Here is an 18,133-nt window from a genome sequence, read left to right as displayed (position 1 = left end):
TAAAAAAGCCCAGTACTGTGACTGGGCTTGAGTTTATCCAATCTAGTAAAGCTAAACTAAAGAGCTGTTTATCTCTTCCAGAACCACTTCAGGATGTGCGGCTTGAGTGATAGGGCGACCGATCACGAGATAATCTGAACCAGAGGCAATGGCTTGGGCTGGAGTCATAATACGGCGTTGATCGCCTTGCTCTGAACCCGCTGGACGAATTCCTGGCGTCACCAATTTGAATTCACGCCCCAAATGTTGCTTCAATAGTGATGCCTCTTGTGCGGAGCATACCACACCATCAAGACCAGCATTTTTGGCGAGCGTTGCTAATCGCAGCACATGATCTTGTGGCGCACTCAAGATGCCAATACCTTGTAAATCGGCAGATTCCATACTGGTCAATACAGTGACACCAATCAGCAGTGGGCGCTCTTTACCATACGGCTCCAGAATCTCACGCGATGCTGCCATCATTCGCTCGCCACCACTCGCGTGCACATTCACCATCCAAACCCCAAGCTCAGCGGCAGCTTTCACCGCTTTTGAACAGGTATTCGGAATATCGTGAAATTTAAGATCCAGAAACACAGAAAAACCTCGTTTATGCAGCTCACGGACAAAATCAGGACCAAATAGAGTAAACATCTCTTTACCCACTTTGAGTCGACATGTGCTTGGGTCAATTTTGTCCACAAACGCGAGCGCATCCGCCAGATTGTCATAGTCCAGTGCAACAATCACTTTTGGGTCGTTCATCGTTTCTCCTATCTGTATATCGAGTTAAAAAAAAGCAGCCATAAATAGCTGCGTCATACTGTTGATTTTTAATTACTCACCATCTAAGCCTCTGATTGGCTTGATTGAACCCCAGTTTTTACATGATGGGCAATGCCAATAAAGTGAATGGGTCGAAAAGCCACATTTACGGCAACGGTAATGGGGTTTTACTTTAAGCTGTTCACCCACTAAGCGTTGTAACGTAGAGAGACTGGCTTTGGCTCTGCCCTCTTCCGCTTCGGCAATATGGTAATCAATCAACCGGTAAAAGCCTTTCATAGTAGGATTTTTAACCAACTGACGAGTTAAAATCTCTTGTGCAGCGGCAATACCTTCATGCTGTGCAACCAGCTGAGCGAGCATTAATTCGGCCGATACCCCCGCTTTATTGGCGATACAGCGACGTAAGAAGGTGATCAAATCTTGCTCTCGCCCCAAATGGTGGTAACACTCAGCCAACGTATTGAGCACTTCACCGATAAAATCGATATCTTGCTCAAGAACCATCTCTAGATGGTCAATAGTCTTCTGATAGTCTTCGTTTTGTAGGTAGAGTTTACCGAGTGAAATGGTTGCACGTACACATTTCGGATCTTCTTGTAATGCTTTTTTAAACAGTTGAATGGCTTTGTTATCGTTACTGTCCGCCTTTTCAAGCATGGCCAGCTCGCAGTAGAAATGCGCAATGTTCACCTTCATACGTTTGCGCCCAAGCTTAACCAAAGCGGTGGCACACTCAATCGCTTTGTGCCACTCACGAGTCTGTTGATAAATTGCCGTGAGCTGCTGGAGAGCAGATTCACGATGCTCAGGCTCATCAATCAGTTGTTCAAATATTTTCTCAGCACGATCAAGAAAACCGGACACCATATAGTCCTTAGCTAACTGCTGCAGCGCCAAGTTTTTCTGGTCTATGGTCAACCCAGAGCGAGAGATAAGGTTTTGGTGAATACGAATAGCGCGATCCACTTCGCCACGAGACCGGAAAAGGTTACCGAGTGCTAGATGGGTATCAATGGTTTCATTATCGACTTGCAGTAATTCGATAAAGTGATCAACCGCTTTATCCGATTGATCGGAGAGTAAGAGGTTCAAACCGGTCACGTATTGACGCGAAATTTGGTGTGATTGTTTCTGTTTATCTTGCTGGGCGCTACGATGCCCCATGTACCAGCCGTAGGCGGCAGCGATGGGCAATAACAGGAACAGTATTTCTAACATCGAAAACAGCCTTATCCGCTATGTACTTTCGTTTCAGGTGCGGATTGCTGATTGGCCAATTTTAACTGTTTGGTAAGTTTGCGAATTCTCAGTTGCGACTTGAAATGCATGCCACCGAAAAGAATCGCTGCACAAGCAAAGCCGACAATAAAAACCGTACCCAGTAAGGTCGATAAATGAAACTCACCTTGCGCTAGCAAGTAGTTAAATACCACAACCGATTGGTTTTGCGAGCCTAATGCTAATGCGATTAAGAAAAGAGCGAGTACGGCGACTATCTTTATAATTTTCATAAGTCATTACCTTTTCACAAATTGGCACACCGATTATGCAGGAAAACGGCGCGACAAACCACGGCTAATAGTCATGCTGATATAAAAAAGCGGCACGCTGGATTAGCATGCCGCTCGTGTGAACAAACTTTACTCAGATTACAAGTTAACGCGTTCGCGTAGTTCCTTACCTGGTTTGAAATGCGGAACGTACTTACCTTCCAACTCCACCTTATCGCCAGTCTTAGGATTACGCCCTACACGCGGCTCACGATAGTGTAAGGAAAAGCTACCGAAACCACGAATCTCGATGCGCTCCCCCGCTTCTAACGTTGAGGCCATATGCTCAAGGATATTTTTTACCGCATCTTCGATCTCTTTCGCAGACAAGTGCGTTTGTTCGGCACAGAGTCTTTCTATCAGTTCGGACTTAGTCATAGTTTCCCTCTTCGAGTTGTTACTGCTCAATTATAGTCAGTAATATCAATTCCAACAAACACTTGATTTACATTGTAGAAAAAGAACTCGACGTTGGGCGAGATCTTACATTAGGTTTACTGTTTTATTTCTAAGAGTGAACGTTATGCGGCTTTTTGGCAACTACTCATGTTTAATCTTAGGTGGCGATCATAAGATTACAACAAGCACCACCGCAAAAGCGGTGGTTTAGGGATGACAACAAAAAAGGAGCCTTGCGGCTCCTTTTGTCTATTAGCGTTTGGCTATTATTCGCCTTTCGCTGCTTTGAAAGCGTCAGCCATAGCATTACCGAACGCAGCTTCATCTTGCTTGTTCAGAGTTGCCATTACTTCTTGCTCTTCAGCTTCATCTTTCGCTTTGATAGACAGGTTGATTACGCGGTTTTTACGGTCAACACCAGTAAATTTCGCTTCAACTTTGTCACCAACGTTCAGGATCAGTGATGCATCTTCGATACGGTCACGTGATACTTCAGAAGCGCGATGTAACCTTCAACGCCGTCTTCTAGCTCGATGGTTGCGCCTTTCGCGTCAACTGCAGTTACAGTACCGTTAACCAGAGCACCTTTCTTGTTGTCTGAAACATAAGCGTTGAATGGATCGTTTTCCATTTGCTTGATGCCCAGAGAAATACGCTCACGCTCAGCGTCTACTGCTAGAACAACTGCAGAGATTTCGTCGCCTTTCTTGAATTCACGAACAGCTTCTTCTCCTGGTACGTTCCAAGAGATGTCAGACAGGTGAACCAGACCGTCGATACCGCCTTCTAGACCGATGAAGATACCAAAGTCAGTGATAGACTTGATCTTACCAGTTACTTTGTCGCCTTTAGCTTGCGCTTCAGCGAATGATTGCCATGGGTTAGCTTTACACTGTTTCAGGCCTAGAGAGATACGACGACGCTCTTCGTCGATATCCAGAACCATAACCTCAACTTCGTCGCCAACATTAACAACTTTAGATGGGTGGATGTTCTTGTTCGTCCAGTCCATTTCAGAAACGTGTACTAGACCTTCAACGCCTTCTTCGATTTCAACGAAGCAGCCGTAGTCAGTCAGGTTAGTTACACGGCCAGACAGTTTGTGACCTTCTGGGTAACGCTTAGCGATTGCTACCCATGGATCTTCGCCTAGCTGTTTCAGACCTAGAGATACGCGAGTACGATCACGATCGAACTTCAGTACTTTAACTAGGATCTCGTCACCAACGTTAACGATTTCTGATGGATGCTTAACGCGCTTCCAAGCCATGTCAGTGATGTGTAGCAGACCGTCAACGCCGCCCAGATCAACGAACGCACCGTAGTCAGTCAGGTTCTTAACGATACCTTTAACTTCAGTACCTTCTTGCAGAGTTTCAAGCAGTTCATCACGCTCTACGCTGCTTTCAGATTCGATAACTGCACGACGAGAAACAACAACGTTGTTACGCTTCTGGTCTAGCTTGATAACTTTGAACTCTAGCTCTTTGTTTTCTAGGTGAGCAGTGTCACGGATTGGACGTACGTCAACCAGAGAACCTGGCAGGAACGCACGGATACCGTTCAGTTCAACAGTGAAACCGCCTTTAACTTTACCGTTAATGATACCGATAACAGTTGCAGCTTCTTCGTAAGCTTTTTCAAGTACGATCCAAGCTTCATGGCGCTTCGCTTTCTCACGAGAAAGTTGAGTTTCGCCGAAACCATCTTCAACCGCGTCCAGAGCTACGTCTACTTGAGAACCTACTTGAACTTCTAGTTCGCCAGCAGCGTTCTTGAATTGTTCAGCAGGGATAGCAGACTCAGACTTCAGGCCAGCATCAACCAGAACGTAGCCGTTCTCGATTGCTACTACAGTACCTTTAACGATAGTACCTTGTTGGAATTGGGTCTCGTTCAGAAACTCTTCAAAGAGTTGAGCAAAAGATTCAGTCATTTATTTAATCTTCAATAATTAAACGGCCACGGGTGTCCTACCACGTGGGGTTATTAAATTCGCCAGTCATCATCCTTGCGACCGACGTTCTTACCTAGCGTGAACCATTCACACTAGCTTAGATTCAATATATTGTAGCGCTTGTTCCACCACTTCATCGATAGTCAATGTGGTTGAATCAAGCACTAATGCGTCTTCAGCAGGACGTAATGGAGCAACAGCACGATTTCTGTCGCGGTCGTCTCTTTCCTGAATTTCGCTTAAAAGGGCATCAAATTTAACATCAAGCCCCTTCAGTTGCAACTGCTTGAAGCGTCTACGGGCTCTTTCTTCCGCACTCGCATCAAGGAAAATTTTTGCTTCCGCCGCTGGAAAAACCACTGTGCCCATATCACGGCCATCTGCAACTAATCCAATACCACTAGCAAACGCGCGTTGACGGCGCAGCAGCGCTTCACGTACCCGAGGTAATGCCGCGACTTTTGACGCAGCCATCCCAGTTTCTTCTTTACGCAGCTCGCGGGACACATCTTCACCTTCGAGGATGACTTTCACTAAGTCGCCTTCCGCGATGAACTGCACATCAAGATGCGTAGCAAGAGGAACCAAAGCGTCTTCCGATTCAAGATCAACGCCATGATGAAGAGCCGCCAAGGCCAACACGCGATAAATCGCGCCAGAGTCCAATAGCTGAAAACCGAGTTTTTTAGCCAACAACATGCACAATGTGCCTTTACCTGCACCGCTAGGTCCATCAACGGTAACCACTGGCGTATGAGAAGACATGTATTTCTCCACTTTTTTGTTTTTAGGCGATTGGAATCGTCACGCCCGCGTTTTCGGCGAAGAATTATAAGTGCAAAGGCTCTCTGGTGCTAGGTAAGAGTCCTGATTAACCATAAAAAGGCTACTGAGTTAAAAAATTAACTCGGCCGAAGCCGAGTTATTACGAGACACATGATTGCAGCTTATAACAAGATCCTTGCGGCATTGTTGCGCACTGTCGCTTCACCAATCCCTTTCACATTCGTCAGATCATCGATATGAGTAAAAGGACCGTTGGCTTCTCGATAATCGACAATGGCCTGAGCTTTCTTAAGCCCGATGCCTTTGAGTAACGTCGCCAGCTCTTCTGCAGAAGCGGTATTAATATTGACAGTGATCACAATACCTTCTTCTACCTGCGCAGCGGGTGCCGTTTCCTCGGCATTGGCCAGTAACGGTAATGTCGGCAGGCAGAGAGAAAGAAACAGTGTCACTATTTTGGTTTTGATTTGCATGATAGACCCTCATTTTGGTTGTTGAGGGCTTATGATAGCGAGGGGAAAAATGATGGAAATTTCGACAATTTATAAATAGAACGGGCTACTGCTGTAGCCCGTTTCTTTAAACATATCAATTACACTAAGAATGCTTATTCTGTCGCAATGTGATACTCAATATCGGTGTTTTGACGCAACACACTGATCACACCCGCCAGATCTTGCTGAGAACCGATACGTTCTAACTGTGTAGCGATCTGTTCGTGATAAGCCGGTGTCAGTTTACTTTCCACTTTGCTCAACTCAATCACAACGATATTGCCGTCAAAATCTTTCGCTTGGGCATAAACCTTCTCGCCCTCTTGTGGTTTCACCATGGCGTAAACCGTGTTGGCAAGAGGTGAACTGCGATCGATCATTTGTAATTCGCCAAAAGACACACCTTTTTGCGCTAGCAGATCCGTTTCACCCGCTTTCAACGCAGTCACAAGCTGGTTACCCAGTTCAAGTGCTTGTTGTTCACCTTTCATACGAGATAGCTGCTCAACCACTTGCGATTTGACTTCATCAAGTGGCAGCACAGTTTCTGGACGAAACTCTTCAACACGCACCACCACGACATGCTCTGGAGCTACTTCAATCACTTCAGAGTTGAGACCATCTTCTTTCACTTCTGGTGATTTCAGCGCTTGCAGTACCGCAGGAGTGGTTAACACCTCAGGAGCTTGTTCGGCAGAGATAAAATCGGTGTGCACAACCGTAGCTGAGATAGCCTTGGCCGCTTCATCCAGAGAGTCTGAATGTTCAAATGCCATCTTTTCAAGTTCACTCTGCTTAGCATAGAAACTATCAAGGGCTTGCTGATCAATCAGTTCTTGTTTGATCGCCTGCTCAACTTCACTGTATGGCTTCACCACAGGTGCTTTGATGTCGTCTAAGCGAATGATGTGATAACCGAAATCAGACTTTACAAGACCCGAAACTTGACCCTTTTCAGTTAATGCAAATGCTGCCGCTTCGAAAGCTGGGTCCATAGTGTCAGGTTCAATCCAACCCAGTGAGCCGCCCTCTGCTGCACTGCCGAGATCTTGCGATTTTTCTTTCGCTAAAGTCGCAAAATCAGCACCAGCATTCAGTTCATCCAAAATCGCTTGTGCTTTTTGCTCATCATTACCTTCAATCAGGATATGGCTCACATTGCGCTGCTCTGCAGTAGAGTACTTATCCAAATGTTCTTGGTAGTACTGCTGCGCTGCCGCATCATCAACGCTCACTTGCGCTTTCAGTCCATCAGCAGAGAGCTCGACATAAGAGACTTTTACCTGCTCAGGGCGAGTAAAACGCTCGGTGTTAGTTTTGTAGTACTGATCGATCTCTTCATCGCTCAACGTCACTTTTTTTGCGAAGTCTTCTAGAGATAAGGTGATCGTACGAATATCACGCGTCTGAGAAATCAATTGGTCTTGCAAGTTTACTTCACCAGCAAGGCTGAATTCACTTCCCTGCAATGCACTCATCAATTGATTACGCACTAAATCTTTGCGTAAGTATTCAGCATACATCTCAGGAGTAAAGCCTGCGCGACGCAGAGTCGCTTGGTAAGCCGTAGAGTCAAATACGCCTTGAGATTGAAATTGTGGGATTTCTAAAATCAATTGACGAACTTGCTCATCACTCACACGTAGCCCTAGTGACGCTGCATGTTGCTCTAAGAGCAAATCGTTCACCATACGATCTAATACTGACTTACGGAAAGAGGCGACATAGGTCGGATCCGCCAGCAAGTTTGAAAAATAATCGCCCAGTTGAGCTTGCATACGGTTACGTTCGTTTTGATAGGCTTGCTCAAAATCACCACGACTGATTTCCGCATTGCCGACTTTAGCGGCCGCGTTATTACCGCCGCTGATCAGGTAGTTACCTACACCAGCAAAAATGAAAGACAGGATGATTAATCCAAGGATAATTTTAACCGCGATGCTGTTCACGCCTTCGCGTAATCGATCCATCATAGTGCTACTACTCTCCGGGGTTGATATCAGGCACGTAAGCCCAAAATGAATGGCGCGATAATATCAGAAAAAGAAATGCGCATCAGTAGGATGCGCATAATTTCAAAAGGTTCGAATTTATTTTGCAGAAAAGTGCAAAATCTTCATTCAAATTAGTTGCAAGCGTCTTTCAGAGCTTTACCTGCTTTGAATGAAGGCACTTTCGCTTCAGCGATTTTGATCTCTTCGCCAGTTTTTGGGTTACGACCAGTACGCGCTGCGCGAGTACGTACGCTGAACGTACCAAAACCAACCAGTGCCACTTGGTCACCTGATTGTAGTGTGCCGCTGACTGCTTCGATGAATGCGTCAAGAGCGCGACCTGCAGAGGCTTTAGAGATATCTGCGTTCGCTGCAATTTGTTCTACTAGTTGTGTCTTATTCACTGTGATTCCCCTTTGGTCACCCTTTATTATTTTATCGGTGCCGATTTCGTTCCATTAAAGTTTAAAACTAGCCTAAAGCCTTGTTGCATCAGGGCTAGAAGCTATTGACAGTAACGTTAGCCTTCAAAAAAAACGCTGACAAGCCTTTTTAGACCTATCAGCGTAAAGATTTACTTATTTTTGCTATGCATCACTCTTTTTGCTCTCAAAGCTAACCCCTGTCGGGTCTTGCTCCAAGGCAACTTTGAGCACCTCGTCAATCCACTGCACTGGAAGTACTTGCAGATCGGCGATCACGTTATCTGGGATCTCCTCCAGATCGCGCTCATTATCTTTCGGGATCAGCACCGTTTTGATGCCACCGCGATGTGCTGCCAGCAGTTTCTCTTTCAAACCACCAATCGGTAATACTTCACCACGCAGAGTGATTTCACCGGTCATGGCGACTTCCGCTTTGACTGGGTTACCGGTCAAACTAGAAACCAGCGCTGTACACATGGCGATACCCGCACTTGGGCCATCTTTAGGTGTCGCACCTTCTGGGACATGGACATGGATATCTTTTTTCTCATAGAAATCAGGGTTGATGCCCAATTTTTCTGCACGAGAGCGCACCACCGTCATCGCCGCTTGAATCGACTCTTGCATCACATCGCCCAGTGAACCGGTTTGGGTAAGTTTACCTTTACCCGGCATCGATTGGGTTTCGATGGTTAGTAAATCACCGCCCACTTCCGTCCACGCGAGGCCATTCACTTGACCAATACGGTTGCTCTCTTCCGCTTTACCGTAGTCAAAGCGTTGTACACCTAAAAACTCTTTTAAGTTTTGTTGGTTTACAACAACGGTTTTCACGCCTTTATCGAGCAGAATTTTCTTCACGGCTTTACGACAGATCTTTGAGATTTCGCGCTCCAGACCACGCACGCCCGCTTCACGAGTGTAATAGCGAATAATGCCGACAATCGCAGAATCTTCAATCACGATCTCGCTTGGCTTGAGGCCGTTACGCTCAACTTGCTTACTGACCAGATGGTCTTTGGCAATATTGAGTTTTTCATCTTCGGTGTACCCCGATAAACGAATCACTTCCATACGGTCTAGTAATGGGCCTGGAATGTTCATCGAGTTTGAAGTCGCAACGAACATCACGTCCGACAGGTCATAATCCACTTCTAGGTAGTGATCGTTAAACGAGTTGTTTTGCTCAGGGTCAAGCACCTCTAGCAGTGCAGAAGCCGGATCACCACGCATATCCGATGACATCTTGTCGATTTCATCGAGTAAGAAGAGTGGGTTTTTCACCCCGACTTTCGCCATCTTTTGAATAAGCTTACCCGGCATAGAGCCAATGTAGGTGCGGCGGTGACCACGAATTTCCGCTTCATCACGCACGCCCCCCAGCGCCATACGCACATACTGACGCCCAGTCGCAGCGGCAATCGAGCGACCCAGTGAGGTTTTACCCACACCCGGAGGCCCCACTAAGCATAGGATTGGACCTTTAAGCTTATTGATACGACTTTGCACGGCGAGATATTCCAAAATACGCTCTTTGACCCGCTCTAAGCCGTAGTGGTCAGCATTGAGGATCTCTTCTGCTTTAGAGAGATCTTTTTTCACCTTGCTGCGCTTAGTCCACGGAACATTGACCATCCAATCGATGTAGCTACGCACTACCGTTGCTTCTGCTGACATCGGCGACATCATTTTCAGCTTGTGCAGCTCTTGCTCTGCTTTGTCGCGTGCCTCTTTCGGCATCTTCGACTCTTCGATTTTCTTTTTCAGCGTTTCAAATTCGTCAGGCGCGTCATCCATCTCGCCTAATTCTTTCTGAATCGCTTTCATCTGTTCATTCAGATAGTACTCGCGCTGTGACTTTTCCATCTGCTTTTTAACGCGGGTGCGGATGCGCTTCTCAACCTGCAGCAGATCGATTTCAGACTCCATCTGCCCCATTAAGAATTCTAAACGTTCACTGACATCCAGCAGTTCAAGCACTTTCTGTTTATCGACCAATTTCAGCGGCATGTGCGCGGCAATCGTGTCTGCTAAACGTGCGGCCTCATCAATCCCGTTCAGTGAAGTGAGTACCTCAGGCGGGATTTTTTTGTTGAGTTTGATAAAGCCTTCAAACTGGTTAATCGCACTGCGAACCACCACTTCTTGCTCACGCTCATCCAATTCTGGTGTCACCAGATATTGTGCATCGGCAAAGAAATACTCTTCTTCATAGAATTGAGTGATTTTGGCACGCTGTTGACCTTCGACCAGTACTTTCACTGTGCCATCAGGCAATTTCAGCAACTGTAAGATGGTTGCGACGGTACCGACTTCAAATAAGTCGGCGACTTTCGGCTCATCGGTTTCCGCTTTCTTTTGCGCCACCAATAACACTTGCTTGTTGTTATCCATCGCCGCTTCTAGGCACTGGATCGATTTTTCTCGGCCAACAAACAAAGGAATGACCATGTGTGGATAGACAACCACGTCGCGCAGGGGTAGTACGGGGATCTCGATACGCTCGGAACGCTCCAAGTTCATATTTTTCTCTCTTCCGCTTTGCATTTGTTACGCAGTATATGGGGGCTAACTAACTGGATTCAATGACAGAATAAAAAAAAGGAGGTATTGAATACCTCCTCGTTATTTTTTGTTGCTTGAGATTACTCCGCACCAGCGGCTTGGCTCTCATTAGCGCTGTAAATCAGTAGCGGTGCGGACTCTCCGTTGATCACAGATTCGTCAATCACCACCTTGCTGACCTCTTCCATTGAAGGCAGTTCATACATGGTTTCCAGTAGAACTGCTTCAAGGATTGAACGTAGACCACGCGCACCGGTTTTACGCTTCATCGCTTTAGCGGCAATCGCTTTCAGCGCATCTTCACGAAACTCCAGATCAACGTTTTCCAGTTCAAACAACGCCGCATACTGTTTGGTCAGTGCATTCTTTGGTTCACACAGAATTTGAATCAATGCCGCTTCATCCAGTTCAGTCAGCGTTGCCGTAACAGGCAGACGACCAATGAACTCTGGGATCAAACCGTATTTCACCAAATCTTCAGGTTCAACCTGAGTAAACAGTTCGCTCAAGGTTTTGCTGTTGTCTTTAGAACGCACATCCGCGCCAAAACCGATACCAGTCCCTGTCGCAACACGCTGTTCAATCACTTTATCTAGGCCAGCAAACGCGCCACCACAGATAAATAGGATTTTTGAGGTGTCGACTTGCAGGAATTCCTGCTGAGGATGTTTACGGCCACCTTGTGGTGGAACCGAAGCAACTGTACCTTCAATCAGTTTTAACAGCGCTTGCTGAACCCCTTCACCCGACACGTCACGTGTGATGGATGGGTTTTCAGACTTACGAGAAATTTTGTCAATTTCATCGATATAGACGATACCACGCTCCGCTTTTGCAACATCGTAATCGCATTTTTGCAGCAGCTTTTGAATGATATTTTCTACATCTTCGCCCACATAACCCGCTTCGGTTAATGTGGTCGCATCCGCCATGGTAAATGGCACATCCAGCAAACGCGCCAGCGTTTCAGCCAGTAGTGTTTTACCGCTACCCGTTGGGCCAATCAGCAAAATGTTACTCTTGCCCAGCTCAACGCCTTCGCTAGTCGTATCACCATTACGTAAACGCTTGTAGTGGTTATATACCGCAACGGCTAGCACTTTTTTGGCGTGTTCTTGACCAATCACATAATCGTCGAGATGTTCACGAATCTTTCTTGGCGTCGGTAACGCCGCTGATTCCTTTTTTGGCAGAACATCTTTGATCTCTTCGCGGATGATGTCGTTGCATAAATCAACGCACTCATCACAAATATACACGGACGGACCTGCGATCAGTTTGCGAACTTCGTGCTGGCTTTTGCCACAGAAAGAGCAGTACAGCAGTTTACTACTACCGCCCTCTTTGCTTTTGTCTGTCATTCGCTAACCTCTTAGCCTTTACTCACTTTGGTTTGAGTGTATAACAATTCAATCAAAATTGCGTTATACAATTACGAGCTTACTCGCCACGGTGTTTCAGCACCGCATCCACCAAACCGTATTCCACTGCTTGATCTGCCGACATGAAGTTATCACGATCAGTATCGCGTTCAATCACTTCGATTGGCTGGCCTGTATGCTCTGCCAACAAACGGTTCAGTTTGTTTTTAATGGTCAGAATTTCTTGAGCATGAATTTGAATATCAGAGGCTTGGCCTTGGAATCCACCCAGTGGTTGGTGAATCATGACACGAGAATTCGGCAGTACATAACGCTTGCCCGGTGCACCACCAGCAAGCAAGAAAGCGCCCATTGAACAGGCTTGTCCCATACACACTGTGCTCACGTTTGGCTTGATGAACTGCATAGTATCGTAAATCGACATCCCTGCAGTGACACTGCCACCGGGTGAGTTGATGTAAAGGAAAATATCTTTATCAGGGTTTTCAGATTCTAAGAAAAGCAGTTGAGCCACGACAAGGTTTGCCATGTGATCTTCTACTTGCCCGGTTAAGAAAATCACTCGTTCTTTTAGTAAGCGAGAATAGATGTCGTATGAACGCTCACCACGAGAGGTTTGTTCAACCACCATAGGTACGAGTGCGTCAAAAATGGGCGACATTGCATTTTTTTCTTGGTAGCTCATAGTCTTATATCCCTAAAATAAATGGCCCGGATGATGGGTATCACACGGACCATTGTTAGCAGATGATTGCTTGTTTCGTCAACCTTCTACGCTACAGTTTGCTTATTAAGCAGCAACTGGGTTCATCAGCTCGCTGAAGCTGATCGCTTTTTCAGTTACTTTTGCTTTCGCAATGATCGCGTCTACCGCTTGCTCTTCAAGAGCAACGTTACGCATGTTGTTCATCAGCTGTTGGTTTTGCTCGTAGTAAGAAACCACTTCTGATGGATCTTCATACGCAGTCGCCATTTCAGTGATCAGTGCTTTCACTTTTTCTTCGTCCGCTTTCAGCTCGTGAGTACGGATCACTTCACCCAGCAGCAGACCTACCACTACGCGACGTTTCGCTTGCTCTTCGAACAGTTCACGAGGCAGTTGAGCCGCAGCTTCAACATTGCCACCGAAACGTTGTGCAGCTTGCTGACGCAGAACGTTGATCTCTTGATCGATCAGTGCAGAAGGAACTTGGATTTCGTTCTCTTTTACCAGACCTTCAATCGCTTGCTCTTTGATGCGCGCTTTGATCGCTTGCTTCAGTTCGCGTTCCATGTTCTTACGTACTTCTGCTTTCAGAGCGTCAACGCCGCCTTCAGCTACGCCAAAACGTGCAACGAACTCATCGTTCAATTCTGGCAGTTCACGCGCTTCTACTTTGTTCACTTTGATAGCAAACTTAGCCGCTTTACCTTTCAGGTTTTCAGCGTGGTAATCTTCTGGGAAAGTCACGTCGATAACGAATTCCATGCCCTTGGTTTTGCCAACGATACCGTCTTCAAAACCTGGGATCATGCGGCCTGCGCCCATTTCCAGAGGGAAGTTTTCTGCTTTACCGCCTTCAAACTCTACGCCATCGATAGAACCTACGAAATCGATAGAAACGCGTTTGCCGTTTTCTGCCGCTTCGTCAACTTCTTTCCAAGTCGCTTGTTGCTTGCGCAGAGTTTCCAGCATTTCTGCTACGTCAGCGTCAGTCACTTCTGCTGCTGGCTTCTCTACTGCGATGTTTTCTAGGCCTTTCAGTTCAACTTCTGGGTAAACTTCAAATGTTGCTGTGAAAACCAGATCTTTGCCTTCGCCAATTTCAACTGGAGCAAACGTTGGTGCGCCAGCTGGATTGATTTTCTCTTTTACGATCGCTTCGATGAAGTGGCGTTGCATCACTTCACCCAGCACGTCTTGACGTACTGCTTTGCCGTACATTTTCGCAACCATCTTCATTGGCACTTTGCCTTTACGGAAACCATCGAAACGACGGTTTTTCGCGATGTTGCGTAATTCAGCTGCTACAGCGTCTTCGATGTTTGCAGCTGGAACAGTAATATTCAGACGGCGCTGTAGGCCTTCTAGCGTTTCAACAGTAACTTGCATTATTTCTAAACCTCAAAACTGGCTCAGGGTTCCTGAGCGTCATGAGCCAACACGACGTGTGGCTGCATCCTTGTGTTGTGCCCGATTGAACACTGATATGTAAATATTGAGCATCGGCTTTCAAGCGAATCACCAGAAAACCAGACTAATGAGCGATATCTTTTGGCAAAGGTATCTCCGATTAGTCTCAGGACCAAATTTCAGACGCGACATTCTAACGACCACAGCCGGAGCTGTCGAGTTAATCCCCGGTCAGAGTCAAGCCAATCTCCTGAAAACCCAATCAAGTGCTAAAAATTCCACCAAAAGGAAACCGATAGCGACTCTGAAATGGGGACAATATAGGCTTTTTCAATGGAATCGAGGCTTTTTTTTATTGAAAAGCGTAAAAAGAGATCTTGCTCTTGTTTTGCAGACCGAGATTGCGATCTTTTTAGACGCTTCGGCTGTGCATTCTCAGTATGATGTAACGAAAGGATTTGTTGATAAGAGCCAAGGATGCCATCCATTCGTCGTCTCAGCTTGATGTTGTGGGTCATGTTTATTGTGCTGGTGAGCATGAGCACGCACTTATACTGGCGTTTCCAGTATCAAGCGCTGCTCAATGAGCATCAGTCGCAGCTTGATCGTTTTTCAAGCCATATCGTTGCGACTTTAGATAAATACGCCCACATTCCCCATCTGATTTCTAAAGATAAAGAGTTGGTGGATGCACTGCTCTCGGCACAAAATTCGGCGCAAATCGACATCACCAATCGCTATTTAGAGCAAGTCAATGAAGTCATCCAAGCCGCAGATACCTATTTGATCGACCGCTTTGGCAACACGATCGCATCCAGTAACTGGAATTTGGATCGCTCTTTTATCGGACGCAACTTTGCATGGCGACCTTATTTTTACCTCTCCATTGCGGGTCAAAAAAGCCAATATTTTGCGCTGGGGTCAACCTCAGGACAACGCGGCTACTATTACGCTTATCCAGTGATTTATGCGGCGGAAATCTTAGGGGTTATCGTGGTCAAAATGGATTTGTCGGCCATTGAGCAGGGCTGGCAAAGCAAGAGCAGCTATTTTGTGGCGACTGATGATCATCAAGTGGTGTTTATGTCGAGCCAACCTGCTTGGCTGTTTCATAGCGTTGCAGATTTATTTCCCGCACAGCTCAACGACATTCGCCAAAGCCAGCAATATTTAGACAGCCCTATTCCTTCCCTCGGCTGGCAGGGCGACTTGCAAGCGGAGCAAAGCGAATGGCGCAAGCCTGAAAAACATTGGCTGCAAGATGACTACATTGTTTCGAGTCGCCCGCTTCCTGAACTTGCCCTGACCATTCGCGTGCTTTCACCGAAAATCGAACTCTTTTGGTCGGCGTTTGGCTTAGTGATTATTCTCTGCATGTTGTTTGCGATTGTGTATTTGGGTTTTCAACTGTGGCATCACCGGCAGCTGCGTCAGCGGCAAATCGAGCAACTGCAGCAAGAGACCAAGCAGAAGCTTGAATTTGAGGTGATGGAGCGCACCGCCAAATTGCATGCGGAAATTGCTGAACGGATCAAAACCGAGCACGCGCTGCGCCAAACACAAGATGAGCTGATCCAAGCGGCGAAACTGGCAGTGCTCGGCCAAATGTCGGCCAGTATTAGCCACGAGCTGAACAATCCGCTGGCGGCGATCCGCAGTTTTGCCGATAACGGCCGCCGTTTCCTTGCCACCAACAAGCCTGAACGCGCTGAAGAAAATCTCTCGCGTATTTCCGCACTGACGGAGCGCATGGCGAAAATCAGTGAGCAGCTTAAATCTTTCGCCCGAAAATCCACTTCCAATGAGCAGCAAGACGTGCAGTTGTACCCGTTGATTTTGTCGGCCAAAGAGTTGATGACTGGGCAATTTAAAGCGCAGATGACTTTGTTAGAGCTGTGCGACCTCGAAACGCCCGTTTGGGTACGCGTCAATCCCATCCAGTTAGAACAAGTGCTGATTAATCTGCTCACCAATGCGCTGCAAGCGTTAGAGGGACAAGCGGAGCGCGTGGTTCAAATTCGTCTGCAAACCTCTGAACAGCAAATAGCCCTTTTCGTTGATGATAATGGCCCCAGTGTTGGCATTGAAACCTTGCCCCATCTGTTTGAACCCTTCCACACCACGAAAAAGAATGGTTTAGGGCTTGGACTTTCTATCTCACAACAAATTTTGCACAGCATGCAGGGAACATTGAGCGTGGCGACTTCACCACTAGGTGGAGCGCGCTTTACCATCACCCTGCCTCGTTTCACACCTCTCAATATGGACTAACCATGTGTGATGTATTTTTGATTGATGATGAGAGCGATATCCGCATTGCGCTCGCTCAAAGTTTCGAATTGGCCGACCTCAACGCGCAGTTTTTTGCCAGTGTCGAAGAGGCACTGCTGGCAATCAAGGCGCAAGGACTCCCATTGGTGATCGTCAGTGATATCTGCTTACCCGGTTTAAGTGGACAGAATTTACTGAGCTCCGTATTGCATCAAGACAGTGAACTGCCTGTCATTCTTATCACTGGACATGGCGATATTTCGATGGCGGTCAAAGCGATGCATGATGGTGCTTACGATTTTATTGAAAAGCCCTTTGCGCCTGAGAGGTTGATTGACACGGTGCACCGTGCCATCGAAAAACGTCGCCTTACTTTGGAAAACCGTCAGCTAAAACGCAGTTTAAAAGTCAGCCAAACCCTAGGCCCGCTAATTATTGGTGAAACCGCCGCCATTCAAACTCTGCGCGATACCATTGCCCAAGTGGCGGATACCCAAGCGGATATTTTATTGTTTGGTGAAACAGGAACCGGCAAGGAGTTGGTTGCCCGTTCACTGCATGAACAGAGCTCGCGCCGTGAACAGAATTTTGTTGCGATTAACTGTGGTGCGGTGCCGGAGAACTTGATTGAGAGCGAGCTGTACGGCCATGAAAAAGGCGCGTTTACGGGGGCAGACAGCCGTCGAGTGGGTAAGTTTGAGCATGCTCAAGGTGGCACTCTGTTTCTGGATGAGATTGAATCGATGCCGATGCAAGCGCAGATCCGTCTGCTGCGTGTGCTGCAAGAGCGAGTGATCGAACGGATTGGCTCGAATGAACTCATTCCCCTTGATATTCGGGTGATTGCCGCCACTAAAATCGATTTAAAACAAGCCGCTGCCGAAGGGAAATTTCGGCAAGATCTCTACTATCGGCTCAACATTGTCACCTTAACGATCCCACCGCTGCGTGAGCGCAGAGAGGACATTCCTGCCCTTTTCCACCATTTCTTACTGGTCGCTGCCGCACGTTATGGTAAAGCGGCTACAGCACTGACGGCCTCCGATGTGCAAAGCTTGCTTAGTCACGATTGGCCGGGCAACGTGCGGGAATTGCGTAATGCCGCAGAGCGCTACGTGTTACTCGGTAAGTTGGCGCAATTTGCTGAAAGCCATGAGCCAAAATCCAAATTACTCGGACTGAATGAACAAGTCGCGGAGTTTGAGAAGTCAATTTTGGAGCAGACGCTGATTGAGTGTGGTGGCAGCATTAAAGCCACCATGGAGCGTCTCCACCTTCCACGTAAAACCTTGTATGACAAAATGCAGAAATATCAGCTCGATAAAGAGAGTTACAAACCCTGAAACCATCCCGCGTTCTGGTTAAAAGTCTAGGTCTCAGATTAAAGGTCGGCATAAAAAAACCAAGCCCTTCGCATGCGAAGGGC

15 protein-coding genes and 1 pseudogene are annotated in these 18,133 nt (G+C 46.9%); 2 read left to right on the top strand and 14 right to left on the bottom strand.

The genetic code is table 11. The features are described from left to right. Nucleotides 1-51 precede the first annotated feature (51 nt). The 14 genes and pseudogenes from pyrF to T411_RS1000000120975 form a co-directional block, all read right to left on the bottom strand. The gene (gene pyrF / locus T411_RS0101365) at nucleotides 52-747 is read right to left on the bottom strand and encodes an orotidine-5'-phosphate decarboxylase (protein WP_000999561.1); all 696 of its coding nucleotides are present in this window, start codon (nucleotides 745-747) and stop codon (nucleotides 52-54) included. 72 nt (nucleotides 748-819) lie between these two features. Further along, complete coding sequence (gene lapB / locus T411_RS0101360; protein WP_000889971.1) at nucleotides 820-1,989, bottom strand: lipopolysaccharide assembly protein LapB; 1,170 nt, start codon at nucleotides 1,987-1,989, stop codon at nucleotides 820-822. A gap of 11 nt (nucleotides 1,990-2,000) precedes the next feature. Further along, nucleotides 2,001-2,282, bottom strand: coding sequence for a LapA family protein (locus T411_RS0101355; RefSeq protein WP_000691492.1), 282 nt, complete (start codon nucleotides 2,280-2,282; stop codon nucleotides 2,001-2,003). Nucleotides 2,283-2,420: 138 nt separating this feature from the next. Continuing rightward, nucleotides 2,421-2,699: an integration host factor subunit beta gene (ihfB, locus tag T411_RS0101350; protein WP_000167341.1), complete on the bottom strand. Its 279-nt coding sequence runs from the start codon at nucleotides 2,697-2,699 to the stop codon at nucleotides 2,421-2,423. A 287-nt stretch (nucleotides 2,700-2,986) separates the two neighbouring features. After that, nucleotides 2,987-4,656: pseudogene (gene rpsA, locus T411_RS01000000118915) on the bottom strand (30S ribosomal protein S1). 108 nt (nucleotides 4,657-4,764) lie between these two features. Continuing rightward, complete coding sequence (gene cmk / locus T411_RS0101340; RefSeq protein WP_000094752.1) at nucleotides 4,765-5,442, bottom strand: (d)CMP kinase; 678 nt, start codon at nucleotides 5,440-5,442, stop codon at nucleotides 4,765-4,767. 182 nt (nucleotides 5,443-5,624) lie between these two features. Continuing rightward, nucleotides 5,625-5,936 carry a ComEA family DNA-binding protein gene (locus T411_RS0101335; RefSeq protein WP_001166105.1) on the bottom strand — a complete coding sequence of 104 codons (312 nt, stop codon included), beginning with the start codon at nucleotides 5,934-5,936 and terminating at the stop codon, nucleotides 5,625-5,627. A gap of 134 nt (nucleotides 5,937-6,070) precedes the next feature. Continuing rightward, the gene (gene ppiD, locus T411_RS0101330; RefSeq protein WP_000969331.1) at nucleotides 6,071-7,930 is read right to left on the bottom strand and encodes a peptidylprolyl isomerase; all 1,860 of its coding nucleotides are present in this window, start codon (nucleotides 7,928-7,930) and stop codon (nucleotides 6,071-6,073) included. 152 nt (nucleotides 7,931-8,082) lie between these two features. Beyond that, the gene (locus tag T411_RS0101325) at nucleotides 8,083-8,355 is read right to left on the bottom strand and encodes an HU family DNA-binding protein (protein WP_001044516.1); all 273 of its coding nucleotides are present in this window, start codon (nucleotides 8,353-8,355) and stop codon (nucleotides 8,083-8,085) included. A 183-nt stretch (nucleotides 8,356-8,538) separates the two neighbouring features. Beyond that, nucleotides 8,539-10,899, bottom strand: coding sequence for an endopeptidase La (gene lon / locus T411_RS0101320; RefSeq protein ID WP_001047611.1), 2,361 nt, complete (start codon nucleotides 10,897-10,899; stop codon nucleotides 8,539-8,541). Nucleotides 10,900-11,021: 122 nt separating this feature from the next. Next, the gene (gene clpX, locus T411_RS0101315; protein WP_000130332.1) at nucleotides 11,022-12,302 is read right to left on the bottom strand and encodes an ATP-dependent protease ATP-binding subunit ClpX; all 1,281 of its coding nucleotides are present in this window, start codon (nucleotides 12,300-12,302) and stop codon (nucleotides 11,022-11,024) included. Between the two features lie 79 nt (nucleotides 12,303-12,381). Further along, nucleotides 12,382-13,008, bottom strand: coding sequence for an ATP-dependent Clp endopeptidase proteolytic subunit ClpP (gene clpP, locus T411_RS0101310; protein ID WP_000121678.1), 627 nt, complete (start codon nucleotides 13,006-13,008; stop codon nucleotides 12,382-12,384). A 105-nt stretch (nucleotides 13,009-13,113) separates the two neighbouring features. Then, a complete protein-coding gene (gene tig, locus T411_RS0101305) occupies nucleotides 13,114-14,415 on the bottom strand; it encodes a trigger factor (RefSeq protein ID WP_001198446.1) in 1,302 nt (433 codons plus the stop codon). 290 nt (nucleotides 14,416-14,705) lie between these two features. Further along, nucleotides 14,706-14,924, bottom strand: coding sequence for a hypothetical protein (locus T411_RS1000000120975; protein ID WP_001881672.1), 219 nt, complete (start codon nucleotides 14,922-14,924; stop codon nucleotides 14,706-14,708). Between T411_RS1000000120975 and T411_RS0101295 the strand changes: the two genes are divergently transcribed. Both T411_RS0101295 and T411_RS0101290 read left to right on the top strand, forming a co-directional pair. Continuing rightward, a complete protein-coding gene (locus T411_RS0101295; protein WP_001912141.1) occupies nucleotides 14,914-16,707 on the top strand; it encodes a sensor histidine kinase in 1,794 nt (597 codons plus the stop codon). The genes T411_RS1000000120975 and T411_RS0101295 overlap by 11 nt on opposite strands. A 2-nt stretch (nucleotides 16,708-16,709) precedes the next feature. Further along, nucleotides 16,710-18,050 carry a sigma-54-dependent transcriptional regulator gene (locus T411_RS0101290; RefSeq protein WP_027694885.1) on the top strand — a complete coding sequence of 447 codons (1,341 nt, stop codon included), beginning with the start codon at nucleotides 16,710-16,712 and terminating at the stop codon, nucleotides 18,048-18,050. Nucleotides 18,051-18,133: the final 83 nt, after the last annotated feature.

This window comes from Vibrio cholerae ATCC 14035 (assembly GCF_000621645.1).
Taxonomy (GTDB): Bacteria; Pseudomonadota; Gammaproteobacteria; order Enterobacterales; family Vibrionaceae; genus Vibrio; species Vibrio cholerae.
The sequence above is the reverse complement of the archived record's forward strand: the minus strand, read 5'-3'. Positions and strand labels throughout refer to the sequence as shown.